This is a genomic window from Vicinamibacterales bacterium (genome assembly GCA_035699745.1).
Taxonomy (GTDB): Bacteria; Acidobacteriota; Vicinamibacteria; order Vicinamibacterales; family 2-12-FULL-66-21; genus JAICSD01.
The window spans coordinates 192915-208120 of record DASSPH010000067.1 but is presented as its reverse complement, the minus strand read 5'-3'; the positions used below and the strand labels follow the sequence as shown (position 1 = coordinate 208120).

11 protein-coding genes and 1 tRNA gene are annotated in these 15206 nt (G+C 67.4%); 4 read left to right on the top strand and 8 right to left on the bottom strand.

Annotation, left to right across the window (positions count from 1 at the left end; genetic code table 11):
* Nucleotides 1-220: 220 nt before the first annotated feature.
* From VFK57_15445 to VFK57_15435, 3 genes are all read left to right on the top strand, one after another.
* Nucleotides 221-310: transfer RNA gene (locus VFK57_15445), tRNA-Ser, on the top strand.
* Between the two features lie 452 nt (nt 311-762).
* A complete protein-coding gene (locus tag VFK57_15440; GenBank protein HET7697105.1) occupies nt 763-1098 on the top strand; it encodes a PadR family transcriptional regulator in 336 nt (111 codons plus the stop codon).
* 9 nt (nt 1099-1107) lie between these two features.
* A complete protein-coding gene (locus tag VFK57_15435; GenBank protein HET7697104.1) occupies nt 1108-3810 on the top strand; it encodes an ABC transporter permease in 2703 nt (900 codons plus the stop codon).
* 89 nt (nt 3811-3899) lie between these two features.
* Here VFK57_15435 and VFK57_15430 read toward each other — a convergent pair whose 3' ends face one another.
* The 8 genes from VFK57_15430 to VFK57_15395 all read right to left on the bottom strand — a co-directional run bounded on the left by VFK57_15430 (nt 3900) and on the right by VFK57_15395 (nt 14233).
* The gene (locus VFK57_15430; protein HET7697103.1) at nt 3900-5450 is read right to left on the bottom strand and encodes a discoidin domain-containing protein; all 1551 of its coding nucleotides are present in this window, start codon (nt 5448-5450) and stop codon (nt 3900-3902) included.
* Nucleotides 5447-6406 (bottom strand): ABC transporter ATP-binding protein, encoded by a 960-nt coding sequence (locus tag VFK57_15425; GenBank protein HET7697102.1) that lies wholly within the window; start codon nt 6404-6406, stop codon nt 5447-5449. Before VFK57_15425 ends, VFK57_15430 begins: the two co-directional genes overlap by 4 nt.
* Entirely contained in the window at nt 6403-7263 is an 861-nt protein-coding gene (locus VFK57_15420; GenBank protein HET7697101.1) for a hypothetical protein, read from the bottom strand. The genes VFK57_15425 and VFK57_15420 overlap by 4 nt, the downstream gene beginning before the upstream one ends.
* Complete coding sequence (locus VFK57_15415; protein HET7697100.1) at nt 7264-8271, bottom strand: ABC transporter ATP-binding protein; 1008 nt, start codon at nt 8269-8271, stop codon at nt 7264-7266. It lies immediately after the preceding gene.
* A 5-nt stretch (nt 8272-8276) separates the two neighbouring features.
* On the bottom strand, nt 8277-10709 hold the full coding sequence (locus VFK57_15410; protein HET7697099.1) for a FecR domain-containing protein: 2433 nt from the start codon (nt 10707-10709) through the stop codon (nt 8277-8279).
* Nucleotides 10710-10778: 69 nt separating this feature from the next.
* Nucleotides 10779-11264, bottom strand: a complete 486-nt coding sequence (locus VFK57_15405; GenBank protein ID HET7697098.1) for a sigma-70 family RNA polymerase sigma factor — start codon at nt 11262-11264, stop codon at nt 10779-10781.
* A 104-nt stretch (nt 11265-11368) separates the two neighbouring features.
* Complete coding sequence (locus tag VFK57_15400) at nt 11369-11773, bottom strand: hypothetical protein (GenBank protein HET7697097.1); 405 nt, start codon at nt 11771-11773, stop codon at nt 11369-11371.
* 21 nt (nt 11774-11794) lie between these two features.
* Nucleotides 11795-14233 carry an ABC transporter permease gene (locus VFK57_15395; protein HET7697096.1) on the bottom strand — a complete coding sequence of 813 codons (2439 nt, stop codon included), beginning with the start codon at nt 14231-14233 and terminating at the stop codon, nt 11795-11797.
* Between the two features lie 41 nt (nt 14234-14274).
* Between VFK57_15395 and VFK57_15390 the strand changes: the two genes are divergently transcribed.
* Nucleotides 14275-15201: a sulfite exporter TauE/SafE family protein gene (locus VFK57_15390; protein ID HET7697095.1), complete on the top strand. Its 927-nt coding sequence runs from the start codon at nt 14275-14277 to the stop codon at nt 15199-15201.
* Nucleotides 15202-15206: the final 5 nt, after the last annotated feature.

Below are 15206 nucleotides of genomic sequence, written 5' to 3'. Positions count from 1 at the left end.
GAACTCAGTATCGCACCGACGAACTAGCGCAGAAAGCCAGAACATATCGCGCGCGTACATCGTTGAGGAGATGCGCAGGTCTGACACAATTCTCGCGGCGGGTTGCTCGTGCACGCCTGCAAATCGCTGAATTGAAAGATGATTGCAGAATGCGACGCAATCGCGGCCGACGTGCGATAATCGAATGTGAGACCGCTCGCAAGTTATTGATTCTAAAGACGGAGAGATGTCCGAGTGGTTGAAGGAGCACGCTTGGAAAGCGTGTGTAGGGGAAACCCTACCGTGGGTTCGAATCCCACTCTCTCCGCCATCCGCCTTCGCTCGCGCTGACTTCAGGCGAGCTACGGCGAGATGACGTCGCCGACAGGATGAGATCCCGCCGGAGCCTTGGCGAAGGCGGACGAATCCCACTCTCTCCGCCATCCCTCGCACCAGCCGCCGAGTCGCCCGCTTTCAACGATGTTGAGCGAGTTCTGAACCGGACCTGCGACGAAGAGCTTGGCCGGCGCCCGATCGCGTCGAGCTATCGAACTCCTACGCTCGCAAGATGTTCGAGAGTTCCAAGGTGTTCGAACCCCAGAGACTTGTGACCGCACGGTACCGGCTGCCGCCCTGTTGCGGGCGCAGCTGGAACCCGTGCGCCAAACCTCGACTGCTGCCACCAGGCGCCTCGTGCGCAATCCCTTGATGGGGTCACCCCTCGCTTGACAAGCCTCGGCGAGGTGCCGATACTACGGCAGCTATACATAGCTGGCTGTCCATATGCCCAAGCACACGAACGATCGCCTCCAGGGCACGCTCGACCTGCTGATTCTGAACATCCTGGCCCGCGGCGGCGCGCAGCATGGCTACGCGATCGCGCAGCGAATCCACCACGCGACTGACGGTTCCTTACGAATCGAAGAGGGGTCGCTATATCCGGCCCTGCAACGCATGACGCACGAAAAATGGCTTCGCGCGGAATGGGGGGTGACCAATACGGGCCGGAAGGCGCGGTTCTACACGATCACACCCACCGGACGTCGGCAGCTGGAGCAAGAAGAACGCCGCTGGCTGACACTAACCGAGGCGGTCGCCAGGGCCTTGCGGTTGGCGTAGGAGACGACCATGTCACGACTTCGGCGACTGTGGAACGTCGTGCGTCGGTCGCGCATGGATGACGACCTTCGGCACGAGCTGGACACGCATGTCGCGCTCATCGAGGAGGAAGAGCGCAGGCAAGGCTTGACCGCCGACCAGGCGCGGCGCAATGCGAGGACGCGGTTCGGCAATCCGCATGCGTACCGAGAGCGGGCGCTCGACGCGGTGATCGCGACGTGGTTCGAGCACGCCTGCAAGGACGTCCGCTTCGCCGCGCGCGTGCTCCGACGCGCCCCGGGTTTCTCAGCCACCGCCGTTCTCACCATGGTGCTCGGGATCGGCGCCAATGCCGCCATCTTTTCGATCCTGAACGGCGTCATCCTGCGCCCGTTGCCGTACCCCAGTTCCGAGCGGTTGATGTACGTGAGCGCGCAACACCCCGCAGTGGGCACGGGAGCGGTCACGTTGTCCCCGCCCGAGTACAAGGAATTGCGCGAGGTCAACCGATCGTTTACCGCGATCGGAGCGTTTGCGCCGGGCGCCGGCGAAGTGAACCTCACGGCGCCTGACCGCGCCCGGAGGGTGCGCAGCGCGAACGTGGACGAGCATTTGTTCGATGCGCTCGGCCTGCAGGCTGCGCAGGGACGTTTGTTTGCCCCCGGAGAGACTGGTCGTCCCGATCCCGCAGCGCCTACGGCACCCGTCGCGATTCTCTCGCACGAGTTGTGGCAGACCGCCTTTGGCGGACAGCCGATGATCGGGAAAACGGTGGAAGTGAACAGTCGGCCCCGCGAGGTAATCGGCATCATGCCGCCCGGCGCGGATGTCTTGAACCATCGGACGGAGATCTGGTTACCGCTGGGGTTGGGCCCGTCGGAGCTCAGGAGCCGACGCGCGCACTATCTCCACGTGATCGGCCGCCTGAAAGACCAGGTGACGGCGGAGGCAGCCCAGACGGAACTGAAGACGCTCAACGAAGGGTGGGGTGAACGTGTCGGGGTCAGCGATCACATGTTTGCGCCCTTGCCCACCGATGGCGCGGCCCGGGCATCGAATCCGGATGCCGGTCATGTCCTGCAAATGTCACCTCTCCACGATCAGATCGTCAGCCCTGCCAGCCGGGCGATCTGGATGCTGCAGGTCGCGGCTGGCTTGGTGCTATTGATCGTCTGCGCCAATCTCGCGAACCTCCTGGCGGCGCGTGTCGCCATGCGCCGCCGTGAACTTGCGGTGCGGATGGCGCTTGGCGCAACCCGGGGCCGGCTGCTGACGCAGTCCATCGCGGAAGGCGCAATGCTGTCGATCATCGGTGGCGCAGCGGCGCTGTGGATCGCGCGCGTCGGTCTTCATGCCCTGACGCAGGCGTACCCCATGGCACTGCCCCGATCGGGCGAGGTCAGTGTCGATCTCCCCGTGCTGCTCTTTGCCAGTGGCGTAGCCATCGCGACGAGCGTGTTCTTCGGACTCGTACAGCTTCGGCACATCGGCATGAAGGGTGTCGCGGCCGCACTCACGGATGCGGGCACCAAAGGCGCCACTGGGGGGACACGGCATTACATACGCCGCAGCCTGGTGGTGGTCGAAGTGGCCTTGGCGGTCATTCTCGTGGCTGGTGCGGGTCTGCTCATCCGCACCATCGCTAACCTCGGGAACGTCGACGCGGGATTCAACAGGTCACGCCTCGTCACGTTCTCGATCACATTGCCGGGAGCCACGTATCCGGACATGACGAGACAAGTGCAGACGTTTCTGCGCCTGCTCGACGCGCTGCGCGCCGTGCCTGGTGTCGAAGCGGCGACGGCGATGAGCGGGCTGCCACCACATCGGCCGGTCCTCAAGATGAATACACGGATCGAGAACGCCACGACGCCGTCGGTGGGGCCGTTTCACATCGTCGATTACTATCAGTCCGTGATGCCAGGCTACTTCGAAACGATGGGCATTCCCATCGTTCGGGGGCGTGGCTTTCAGTCCACCGATACCGCATCCTCCGGTCTGGTCGTCGTGGTGAACGAACGGTTCGCCGCCAGGTTCTGGAAAGGACTCGACCCGATCGGCCAGCGCGTCAAACCAGGCAACGATCAGGCCCCGTGGTTCACCGTCGTCGGGGTAGCGAAGGATGTCAAACAGGGTGGCCTGGATCAGGACACCGGTACCGAACTGTACAAATCAGTGCTACAGCCACAGAGCGCGAGCCCTAGCCACGTCGTGTTGCGCACGACGCTCGCACCAGCGGCATTGTCCCAGACGATTGAGCGAGTGGTCCGTGAGATGGACCCCGCGGTACCGGTCGTGCGCCTTCGGGATATGGAGGCCGTCTTTGCCGAGTCTATCCAGCGGCCTCGCTTCCTGGCGCAACTCCTTGGCCTCTTTGCGGGGCTGGCGTTACTGGTCGCCGCCATCGGCACGTATGGAGTGATCTCCTCCCTCGTGGCCGAGCGACGGCGCGAGCTCGGCATCCGGCTGGCCCTTGGGGCCAGTCGATCCGCTGTGCTCGCGCACGTGATGAGGGAGGGTCTCCTCCTCACGGCGATCGGTGTGGTGGTCGGACTCGCGGGGGCCTTCGGTCTGAGCCGGCTGATCGCGTCGCTATTGTTCGGCGTGACGCCAACAGATGTGCCCACGGTTGCTGGAGTCACTGCCACGATGATCATCGTCGCGGTGGTGGCATGCTTGCTGCCAGCCTGGCGAGCGTCGAGACTCGACCCGAACGCGGTGCTGAAAGTATAGGAGCGCTCGAGCCGCCTGACAGATGGCGATGGCTGTCATGCATCGGGTGACCTCCGGTCTGTTTGCGCAATGCTGTCCGCCATGGCCGACTACGCCTCGCTGCCGTACGAGATCTGCATCCGCCGCACGGCGGCCGCCGCAATCCACAGCACCACCGCGGTCAGCGCCAGCAGCCCGAGAATCGCGCCCGGACGTGACGCCGGCGCGGCCGGCGCCGCCAGCAGCCGGATCAGCGTCGGCGCATCGCTGTCCATCGGCGCCGGCACCGGACACAGCGACTGCAGGTAATAGAGAATGCTCATGCGCTGCAGCGCATGCGGAAGAATGCCGTTGATCCCTTCCCACACCAGCAGCACGGCCGCCGGGATGATCGGATTGCGGACGTACAGGCCCGCCGCGAGAAAGACGCTGCCGTAGCCGACGCACCCGAGCGCCGCGGCGGCCGCATACCAGAAGACGTGGCCCACCCCTCCGGCATTCCAGTAGGCCTGGAGCTCCACCGCGTCGTGCGGCCAGATCATCGCGCCGAACATCAGGAGGGCGCCGCCGCCGAAAATCGCCGCCGACGCAATCAGTCCTGCCGCGTACTTGCCCGCGAGCAGCACCTCGCGCGGCGCCGGCGCCAGCAGCCAGAAGTGCAGCGTCCTGTTGGTCATCTCGCCGCGGAACAGATACATGAAGATGCCGAGGCAGCCGAAGAAGATCGCGAGCCGCAGGTAGAAGTACTGAAAGATCCCGGCGAAGATCATCCGGTCTTCCTCGAAGTCGAGGACGGGGACGATGCGCCGGCCCTGCCGCTCCAGCTTCCCGTCGGTGAACGTCAGCATCGCTTCGCGGCGCCCGTCGAAGTAGACCAGGTACCGGTACTCGGTCCGCTGGTCCACGAAACCCGCGCCGGAAGACGTGACGACCGGAGTGTAGGTCTTGCCCTCGCCGCTCAACTGAATCGTGAAATCGCGCGTGTCGGCGTCGGCGTTCTCGCCGCCCGCGCTGGCATGCTTGACCACGAAGCGCGACACCCGGCGGACCTCGCCGAGATCCACCTGGAGGAACAACGGCCAGCCCTCGGCGCACCACTTGTCGTTCGCGCCTCCCGCCACGCTCCCGTTCACGGCCTTCTCCGGGCCCTGATCCGGGGTGCAGGGCGGACTGCCGGTCGCGGGACGCTGCAGCGCGAGATTCACCTTGCCATCCGGCCCGTAGATCTCGAACTCGTAGATCCTGGCGACCGGCTCGCCGCTGTACGACGCGCGACCGACATTCAGGCGGACGTAGCGCGCGTCCACGGCCGGCTCGATGACGTGCGTCGTCGCCCCCGAGCTCCCCGTCCGCTGCCGCACGCGGCGGACGCGCGTGCCGGTGTTCTCCCGGGCAGGCTTCCCCAGCCGGTTCTTCACGGCGTCGATGGTCTCCCCCTCCTGCACGCTGTCCAGCAGCGCGGGCGGCAGCACGCCGCTCCGGGCGAGCCGCTCCTTTCTGAGCTTCACGTCGAGACCGTGCCCGAAGAAGATCACCGAGGGGAGCAGCGCGAGACCGTAGACCCACAGCGCGCGCCGGGCGAAGAAGGCCCGCCGCAGCTCGATCTTCGCGATCGTCCACGCCTGCCGCGCCCGGTCGGCGAAGGAACGTCCTGAATTCATCGCGACTCGCCGCCAATCAGATACTCGTACAGCGCATCCACGTTCTCGTCGGCCGGCACGACACTCTCGATGCGGTGGCCGTCGAGCGCGATGCGGCCCAGCGCGCGCGCGAACTGCTCGCGGTCGCGGGTCATCACCAGCAGGCCCATCCGGTCTTCGTTCAGCTTGATCTCGGTGACGTGATCCTCGTTGAACAGCAGCGCCGCGACGCCGGACGCGTTCGCGTCGCGGCAGCGGACGATGAACTGGCTGGGATGCTCGTCGATCTCGTCGCGCACCTTGCGGATCTTTCCTTCCGCCACGATCATGCCGTTGGCGATCAGCACGACCTGATCGCTGATCACGTCGACCTCCTGAAGGACGTGGCTCGAGATGATGACGTGCTTTCCCGCGCCGGCCCACGTGTGGAACAGGGCGATCGTTTCGGCGCGGACCAGCGGGTCGAGGCCGTTCAGGGGCTCGTCCAGCACCAGCACGTCGGGATCGTGCGCGATCGCCTGGGCCAGGCGGACGCGCTGTCTCATGCCCTTGGAATACCCGGCGACTTTCCGGCTGGCGGCCTCGGTCAGGTTCACGAGCTCGAGCGCCTTCCACGCCTTCTCTTCCGCCTCTTTGCGGCCGAAGCCGAAGAGCAGCAGGCCGGTGGTGATGAACGTGAACCCGGTCGCCCAGCGCGGCGCGGTGTCGTACTGCGTCGCGTACCCGGTGATCCGCATCAGCGCTTCGGGATTTCGCGGAGAGATTCCGCGGACGAGGATCCGCCCGTGATCGGGAAACAGCAGTCCGGTCATCAGGTTCATCAGCGTCGTCTTGCCGGAGCCGTTCGGTCCGACGAGGCTGGTGATGCCCGGGGGAACGTTCAGCGTGACGCGATTCACGCCGAGCACCTCGCCATAGAACTTCGACACGTCTTCGAAGACGATCTCGGGCGAGGCCACGGGACCGGGCGCGCTCATCGGACGACCTCGACCGGCCGCAGCTTGCGTTCGATCACGGCGACGAGCATGGCGATGAACACCGCCAGCGCGGCGAGTGAGGCGCCGGCGCCCGGACCTTCGGGCGCGTCGACGCCCAGCAGGGCGCACCACACGCGATTGACCGCCCACGCCGGATCGAGGATGTGGCCCCACGTCACGCGAAAGACCTCGTCGATCATCTCGGCGATGCCGGCGAGGATGAAGAAGAAGGCGAGGCTGATCGCGCCGGCCACGACCCGCCACTTCACGTAAGCGGAACTGGCCATGGCGACGAGGCCGAGGACGAGCAGCCACAGCAGGAATCCGGCCACCATCCCTGCGCCGAGCGTCCAGTTCGCCACGAACCACCAGCCTCCCGCCAGGCCGACCTGCAGCGCGAACAGAAGGAGCCCGGGTATCCACGTGATCACGGACAGCATGCCGACGATCACCGCCAGGCGGGCCAGCGCGTAGCTCCAACGCGTCAGCGGACGGCTGAAATAGAGCGGCAGCGCGTTGTTCGCCAGGTCCGGCGCCACGAGACTGGGACCAGCCAGTGCCGCGAGGAAGACGGCACACGCCGCCTGGACGTACATGAAGATCGAGAAGAAGGTGCCGTTGACCTGGATGAACTCGCGAAAGTCGCTGTCGAGCCCCTGCAGCAGATCCACGTAGTTCGCGAGATAGATGAAGCCGGCGCAGAGGAGCGGCCAGACGAACGCCGCCATCGTGAGCAGGATGACGAGACGCTGCTGGTACAGCCGACGCCACGCGTAGCGGGGCAGGACCATGAAGCGGGTCCAGGCTCCGGTCAGCGGACCGTCGTAGCGGCGATATCCGCGCTTGTAGACCGCCACCTAGACGCCGCCTGTTCCGAGCGGGCCCGAGCGAGTCGAGGGGTCGAGCGCCGCGACCTCCCCCGGCGTCTGCGACAAGTGGCCCATCGCCTTCAGGAAGATCTCCTCGAGCGTGTCGCGGCGGTGAGTCAGTTTCCTCACCAGCAGGTTCTGCCTCGTCGCCAGTCCCCAGATCGCCTCGACCTCGACGCCCGCCGGCAGGACGATGCGCCAGCGGCCGGCCCCTTCGGCAACGCCTTCGGCGCCGATCTCCGGCAGAGACGCGCGGAGGTTCCGATCGTCGCCCGTGACCTCCAGCTCGACGAACGACTTGTTCGACTTGCGCTCTGCTTCGAGATTGCAGTGATGGACGATCATGCCGTCCTTGAGGATGACCGCTTCGTCGCACACCTGCTCGATGTCGCGCAGCAGGTGAGAACAGACGAGCACGTGCATCCCCTGCTCCTCTTTCATTTCGGTGATCAGCTTCAGCATCCGCCGGCGCGCGGCCGGATCGAGCCCGTTGGTGGGCTCGTCGAGCACGACGAGCTCTGGCCCGTGGACGATCGCCTGCGCGAGCTTGGCCATCTGTTTCATGCCGTACGAGTAGGTCCGCAGCTCGCGGTATCGCGCCTCGCCGAGTCCCACATGGAACAGGACTTCGTGCGCCTTCTCCAGCGCGGCTTTCGGCGGGAGGCCCGACAGCTCCGCCATCTGGCGGAGGAAGGTGACGGCCGTCATCTCCCCGATGAACGAGTCGTTCTCGGGCATGTAGCCGATCCTCGACCGGGCTTCCCCCATGGTGCGGCGGGAATCGAGGCCGAGGATGCGCGCGCGGCCGCCGCTGGGAGGAAGAAAGCCGAGGAGCGTCTGGATCAGCGTAGACTTGCCCGCCCCGTTGGGCCCGAGCAGGCCCACCGCCTTTCCTGTGCCGGAAACGCCGAGACGGCAGGTGATCCCGTGGAGGATCTCCCGCCGTCCCAGCGTGACTTTCAGGTTCTCGAGTTCGACGACGGCAGTGTTTTCCAAGTGGTCTATTGCCGGGCCGCCCCGCCCAGACCCTGGAGCAGCATCGCGTCCATGATCAACCCGGAGATACGAGTACGGCTGGCCGCATGGATCCGTTCCGGCGTTCCGTCGAACACCACGAGTATCGGATCGCGGCCGGCGAGCAGCTCGCCGAACGGGGAGTTCGGGGCCACGGTGGACACCAGGCCGAGCGCCCCCTTCGCGTTCAGCCAGGCGAACGCAGACGGATGGAGTCCGGCCGATGACGGAAGCTGGCCGAGGAACTCCGGCGACCATACGAGCTGGCCGCCGCCGCTCCGGGTCGCGATGGCCCGCTCGGCGACCGCCCGGTCCGACGCCGCCACGAGGTAGCCCCGATCGTACGTCCAGGTGACGCCGATCGGCAGTCCTCCCGGTTTCAGCGTGGTCCACGTCCGCCCGTTCGCGGTCTCCTGCGTCAGAACGATCCGCCTGGCCTGTTCGTCGGGTCCAAGCTCCGCGTTGACCGTCTCCATCAGCTTCGCCAGCGAGCTGTCGATGACCGCCGGGTTGTTGACGACGCTGGCGAGCACCCATGACGGGCCGGTGGCGGTGAGTCCGGTCAGCGCGAGTGCCGACTCGGTCCCCAGGGCGGCAGTCAGGTTCTGGACGAAGCCGGCGCCGAGCTTCTCGTCCAGCGTCGCGAGACCGCGCTGGAAGTCCGGCGCCGCCTTGGTGATCTGGGAGGTGAGCTCCTCGAAGAGCTGCAACGGCTCGCGCGTCGACACGTAGCCGGCCGCGAGGGCGTCGGCCGGCAGGTACTCCGCCGCGCCCCCGGAACCCGCGTCGGCGAGCCACGCCGCCAGTCCGGATCGCTCCCCCTGGAACGCGAACGTGATCTCGTTCTCCGGCGCACCCGACGGCGCACGCTGCTCGACGAAAACGTACTTCATGCCCACCATGCCGGCAAACTCGATCGGAGGCGCGTCGTCTCCGGCCGCCATCGTCACGACCGGCGGCGCGTCCATCCCGAACAGCCAGCCGACGCCGCGCTCGTAGCGCTGCTTGATCGCTGTCGCAAAGGGAGAGCCGGCACCCTGCCCGAGATGCGCGAGCGCCCACGCCAGGTGCGACTGCGAGTCCGACACGACCATCAGATCCTCGGACACGGAATACGCGGTGGATTGGCCGGAGTCGCCGGCCGCCGCGAACAGCCCCGCCAGCGCGCTTGCGAGCTCCGCGCGTTTGCCCGGCTGCACGCGGGCCATCACCATCGGAAGGGGATCACCCGTGCCGGCGGCGCTCGCACAGAAGACGAGCTCGTCACCCAGCAGCGGATTCACCGACTGGATGCGCTCCACCATCTGTTTCAGCTCGCGGCCGGTCTGGGAATTCCACCACGCCGCGAACGTCGCGTTCTGCGCCGACTGCTCCTCGGCGAGCACGATCGCGCGATCGATCGTGAGGCCCGGATTGGGGACGGTGCCGTAGACGATCGCGCCTGCGGGCAGATACGACAGCAGCGCGGAGTCGGTCCGCAGCACGGCGGGAACGTTCGCCAGCTCCCGTTCGATCTTCACGAACGACCGGAGCAGCTCGAGGTAGGCGGCCGCGTCGGGACTCCACGACACGGCTTCCGCGACCGAACTCTCCAGCCCCGCGAAGGAAGCGGCCTGCTGCCCGGGACTGAGAAGCACGTCCCTGCCCGGCTGGTTCACCGCCACCGACCCTTCGACGACGGAAACGACCGATCCACCCATGCCGGCCGAGACCGCGAACACGGTGCCTTTCACCGACGCGATCGAATCGCGGGTCAGAACCTGCAGCCGCCCGCGGCGCTGTTTCGCCGCCTTGACGATGACGTCGCCGCGCTGCAGGTGAATCGCCTGCCCGCTCCACGCGGCCGTGACGAAGAGCTCGGTTCGCTCGTTGACGTCGACGACGGATCCGTCCGCCAGCCGCAGCACCGCGTGCGCTCCCGGACCGGTGCGGACCGCCTCACGCTCGCCGATGGTGGCGCCGGCGGTGAGCGAACCTTCGCTCAGCCGGTAGAGGCCTCCCTCGGCGGCGACCACCGTGGCGCGCGGACCGCCGGGCGCCATCAGGCGATCGATGGTGCCGCGTCCGAGGTAAAGAACCGAAAGGACGAGCGCGGCTGCCGCGGCGAGGGCTCCTCGTTGCACCCAGCGGGAGGAGGAACGCTGCGGCATCGCAACGACGGTCCTCTCGCCTTTCATCTCGGCGATGCGGCCGCGGCAGCCGGGACAGCGACTGAGATGGTCCTGGACGAGCATCCGCCGGCCGCCCGGGAGCTCGTCCGCGAGATAGGCGCGCAAGTCCTGCCGGAACTCCGCACACGTGGCGCCGCCGGCGTTCGTCAGGTTCGCAAGCACGCGCGCCCGCGCCGCGTCGAGCGCGGCGGCGTCCACGTGTTCGTCTGCCATCTCCTGAAGCGCTCGATCGAGACGATCGTCCGACATGTCCATACTCCTTCTATCTTCCCTATCTCCGATGGGCTTCCCCCCTCGGACTCCCCTATACGCCCGCGTCTAGCGCTCCATCTCGGCCTGCAGCCGCTGCCGGATTCGATGGAGCCTCACGGCCACGTTGTTCTTCTCCAACCGGAACAACCCCGCCAGTTCGTCGTTCGTCAGCCCCTCGACGTGACGCAGCAGGAACAGGCTTGCGTCGTCGCGGTCGAGGGTCGCGATGGCGCGCCGAAGCCGTTCCTTCAACAGAAACGGCGTGTGGACGGCGGCGTGCGGCGCGCGATCGTCGTAAACCGCATCCGCGCGAAACTCGCGGCGCCGCAGCACGTCCACCGCGGCGTTGACGGCGGCGCGCTTGAAATAGGCGTTCGGCCGCATCACCTCGTCGGCCTCAGCGCCGGTGGCCAGGACGCGGAGGAAGACCGTCTGCAGGACGTCTTCGGCGTCGGCCGGATTGCCCGTGACGCGGAGCGCTGCCCGGTAGACCGCCTCGTAGTGGCGCTCGTAGAGCTCGGCGAACCCCGCGGGCGGGGTCGTGGTCGTCATGCCGTGAATGGGAAGCTCGTCAACGCGTGCGCTGGCTGTGATCACCTCGTCCGCCTTACCAGCTGTGACGCGCGAGGAGGCCTACTATTACACGGCCTCCGCGCTCATTTTCCCTTCGCGGCTTCTTTCGCGGCATCGATCCTGGCGCGGCCCCGCACGACGCCGTCGCGCTCACCGGTCATCTCCCCCTGCAGGCGTCCCTTGACGATGGTCAGCGTGAACTTGAACAGCGGGCCGTCCGGCTGCTGCACCTCGAAGGTGGCCTTGCCGGCGTTGACGGCCCCTTTCTCAATCGGTCGCTGCCGCTCGGGCGGCCCCGCCGTGCCGGAAAGCACCTTCCCCTTCTGGGTCAGGTTGAACTCCGCCGGGTTCGCATCGCCTTCCGTGCCGTCGGGGCGCTGCATCGTCAGGGTGCCTTCCCACTTGCCCGTGAAGCTGGCGGAGGTTTGAGCGGCGGCGGCCGGCGCGAGGCCGAGCAGGACGGTGGCGACGAGGACAAGTCTCTTCATCTGGGTCTCTTTTCCTGGGGACTATTCACGGCGCAGTGCAACGAGAGGATCGACACGGGACGCGCGGCGCGCCGGAACGTAGCTGGCCAGGAACGCCACGGCCAGCATCACCGCGGACATTCCGGCGAACGCGAGCGGGTCCAGCCGCGCCACGCCGAAGAGCAGCGTCTGGATGTAACGTGTGAGCGCCATCGCGGCCAGCGCTCCCGCGGCCACACCGGCGAGCGCCACGCGCGTGCCCTGCCAGACGAACATCCAGCGCACCGACTGTGCCGCGGCGCCCAGGGCCATCCGCACGCCGATCTCCTGCGTCCGCCGCGTCACTCCGTAGGACAGCACCGCGTAGAGGCCGACGGCGCCGAGAATGAGCGCGAGGACCGCGGCAATGCTGACCATGATCATCGTGAACGACAAGGTGGCCGTCGCCTTCGCGGCGAGGTCCTGCATCGTGAATACGCGATACATCGGCGATTGCGGGACCACTTCCCGGATGATGGCGCGGACCTCGGGAGCGAGCGTGTCGGCCCGCGCGGACTTGATTACGTACGCGGGTGACGTCGACGCGCCAGGCAGGTACACCATCGGCTCGCGCGACGTACGGCGGAGATCGTCGACCAGAACGTCCTCGACGACGCCGATGACGGTGTACCAAATGTCGTTGGTGGACGCAGCCGGGCGGATCTGCTGACCGAGCGGCTCTTCGCCGGGAAACAGGACGTTCGCGGCCGTTTCGCTGATGATGACGTTCGGCGTGCCCAGCTCCTCTTCCATCCGCTCGAAGTACCGCCCGCGCTCGAGTTCGATCCCCATGGTCTGGAAGTACTTGCCGCCGGCGGCCGCGTTCCGCACCAGCGGCGCTTCCGCGCCGCTGGCCTGAATCCTGCGCGTCGTGACGTTCACGCTCCCCGCGCCCTCGTCGAGCGGCAGTGTCGAGATGAACCCGACGGACTCGACGCCCGGCAATGCGGCCAGGCGATCCATGAAGACGTACTGGAACCGCGAGACCGCGGCGCGGTTGTTCAGATCGGGCCCGCCGGCCGCGATTTGAAACGTGAAGATCCCTTTCGTTTCGTACCCGGCGTCGACTCGACTGAGCTGCACCACGCTCCGCATGAGCAGCGCGGCGCCGACGAGCAGCACGAGCGCCGAGGCGGTCTGGAGCGCGACGAGCGCGTCGCGGGTCACGCTGCCGCGGCCGACGATGCCGCGGCCGGCCTGCTGGAGAGTGCCCAGCCGCGGGCCCGACGCGCGGAACGCCGGCAGCAGGCCGAAGGCACACGCGGCCAGGACCGAAATGCCGGCCGTGAAGAGCAGCGACCAGCGATCGAGGTGCGCCGTGGCGAGTCCGGGAATGGGGGCGCCGGCAAATCCGCCCGCAACCGCATCAGGCGCCGCCTTGACGAGGAGCGGGACGCCAATCCACGCGATGAGCGCGCCGGCGGCCCCGCCCGCTGCGGCAAGAAGGAGCGCCTCGGTCAATTGCGGACGCACGAGATCGGCTCGCCGCGCGCCCAGTGCGCGGCGCACCGACAGTTCGACTCGGCGGTTCTCCGCGCGGACCGTGAACAGGTTGGCGATGTTCACGCACGCGACCAGAAACACGATGCCCACCGTGCCGAGCAGAATCCAGAGTGCGCCGGCGATCTTGCCGACCATCTGGTCGCGCAGTGGCTTCACCACCGGCCGGTGTCGCTCCATGATCCGGGCGTAGGGCGCGGGTCCGCCCAGCCGCTGCTGGACGCGGCGCGCGAGCGGTTCCATCTGCGCCACCAGCGCCGCGCGATCGGCTCCCGGCCGCATCCGCGCGATCATGCGCGGCCCGAACCCGCCCGGCGTCACCTGCGCCGGCCGAATCGCGAGCGGCACCCAGAAGGCGACGCGCTCGTCGGGAAAGCGGAACTCCGGCCGCATGACGCCGATCACCTGGCGGTTCTGTCCGGCGAAGAAGTAGCTCTTGCCGATGACGTTCGGATCGGAATGGAACCAGTTCTCCCACAGCCAATGGCTGAGGGCGACGACGCGCCCGTCGTCCGTATCGGCAGGCAGCCGCCCGAGCAGCGGCACGGCCCCAAGCGTGGTGAAGACCGACGGCGTGGCCTGGGTCACGAACAGCTGGTCGACCTGGCCTTCCGCGCGAGTGGTCGACGACCCGATCCCGTAGATGCCCGCGTCCTCGATTCCCGGCACGCCGTCGCGGTATGCGAAGTACAGCTCGTCCGGAACGCCGAACTCCTCGGGCTGATCGGTCCCCGGCGCCGTGCCGCCAACGTGGACGAGCCGCTCGGCGTGCGGATACGGCAAGGGCTCGAGCAGCACCACCTTGACGATGCTGAATATGGAGGCATTCGCGCCGATGGCGAGCGCGAGCGTCGCCACGACGGTGAGCGTGAAGCCGGGGGTGCGGGCCAGGCCGCGCGCCGCGTGCTTGAAGTCTCTTATCCAGGATTCCACGCCAGCCATGACGCGCGAGCCGGCTGGCTATTACAATCATCTACGCCAATTTGAACATCGACGTTGCGCTCACGCTCGCCGCGTTCGGGATCGGCGTCATCGTCGGTCTCACCGGCATGGGCGGTGGGGCGCTGATGACGCCCGTGCTCGTGCTGTTCTTCAACGTGTTGCCGCTGACCGCCGTGTCGTCGGATCTGGTGGCGAGCGCGGTGATGAAGCCGGTCGGCTCGATCGTGCACCTGCGGCGGGGCACCGTCCACCTCGGCCTGGTGAAGTGGCTGTGCATCGGGTCCGTTCCGGCGGCGTTCTGCGGCGTGCTGCTGGCTCGCGCCCTCGGCGACGGCGAGCAGGTGCAGGGGGTGATCCGCACCGCGCTGGCGACTGCCTTGTTGGTGTCGGCCGCCGGCCTGATGGTCCGCGCCTACATGCGCCTGGTCGAGCACGCTCGGGTTCGCGACGGACGCGCCGCGCCGCTGCCGCAGGGACGCCCCCGCCTGGCCGTGCGCCCGCTGCCGGTCCTCGTCATCGGCATCGTCGGCGGCCTGGTCGTCGGCATGACGTCGGTCGGGTCGGGCTCGCTCATCATCATCGGATTGATGGCGCTGTATCCCCGGCTGAAAGCGAGCGAGCTCGTGGGCACCGATCTGGTGCAGGCGGTCCCGCTGGTGGCGTCAGCCGCGATCGGTCACATCATCTTTGGGGACTTTCAACTGGACCTGACGACCTCCCTGCTGCTGGGCAGCATCCCTGGCGTGTGGGTGGGCGCGCAACTCTCGGCGCGCGCACCCGGCGGACTGGTGCGGCGCGCCCTCGGATTCGTCCTGCTGGCCAGCGCACTGAGACTGCTGAACGTCTCGATGCGCGACACCGGCCTCATCCTCCTGGCGGTCGCCGTCCTCGCGCCGGTGCTCTGGATGATCGTGCGGCGGCGCCACGGTTTCCCGGCGCTGGCGCGCGGCGACGATCCGGAGGAATGACGCGG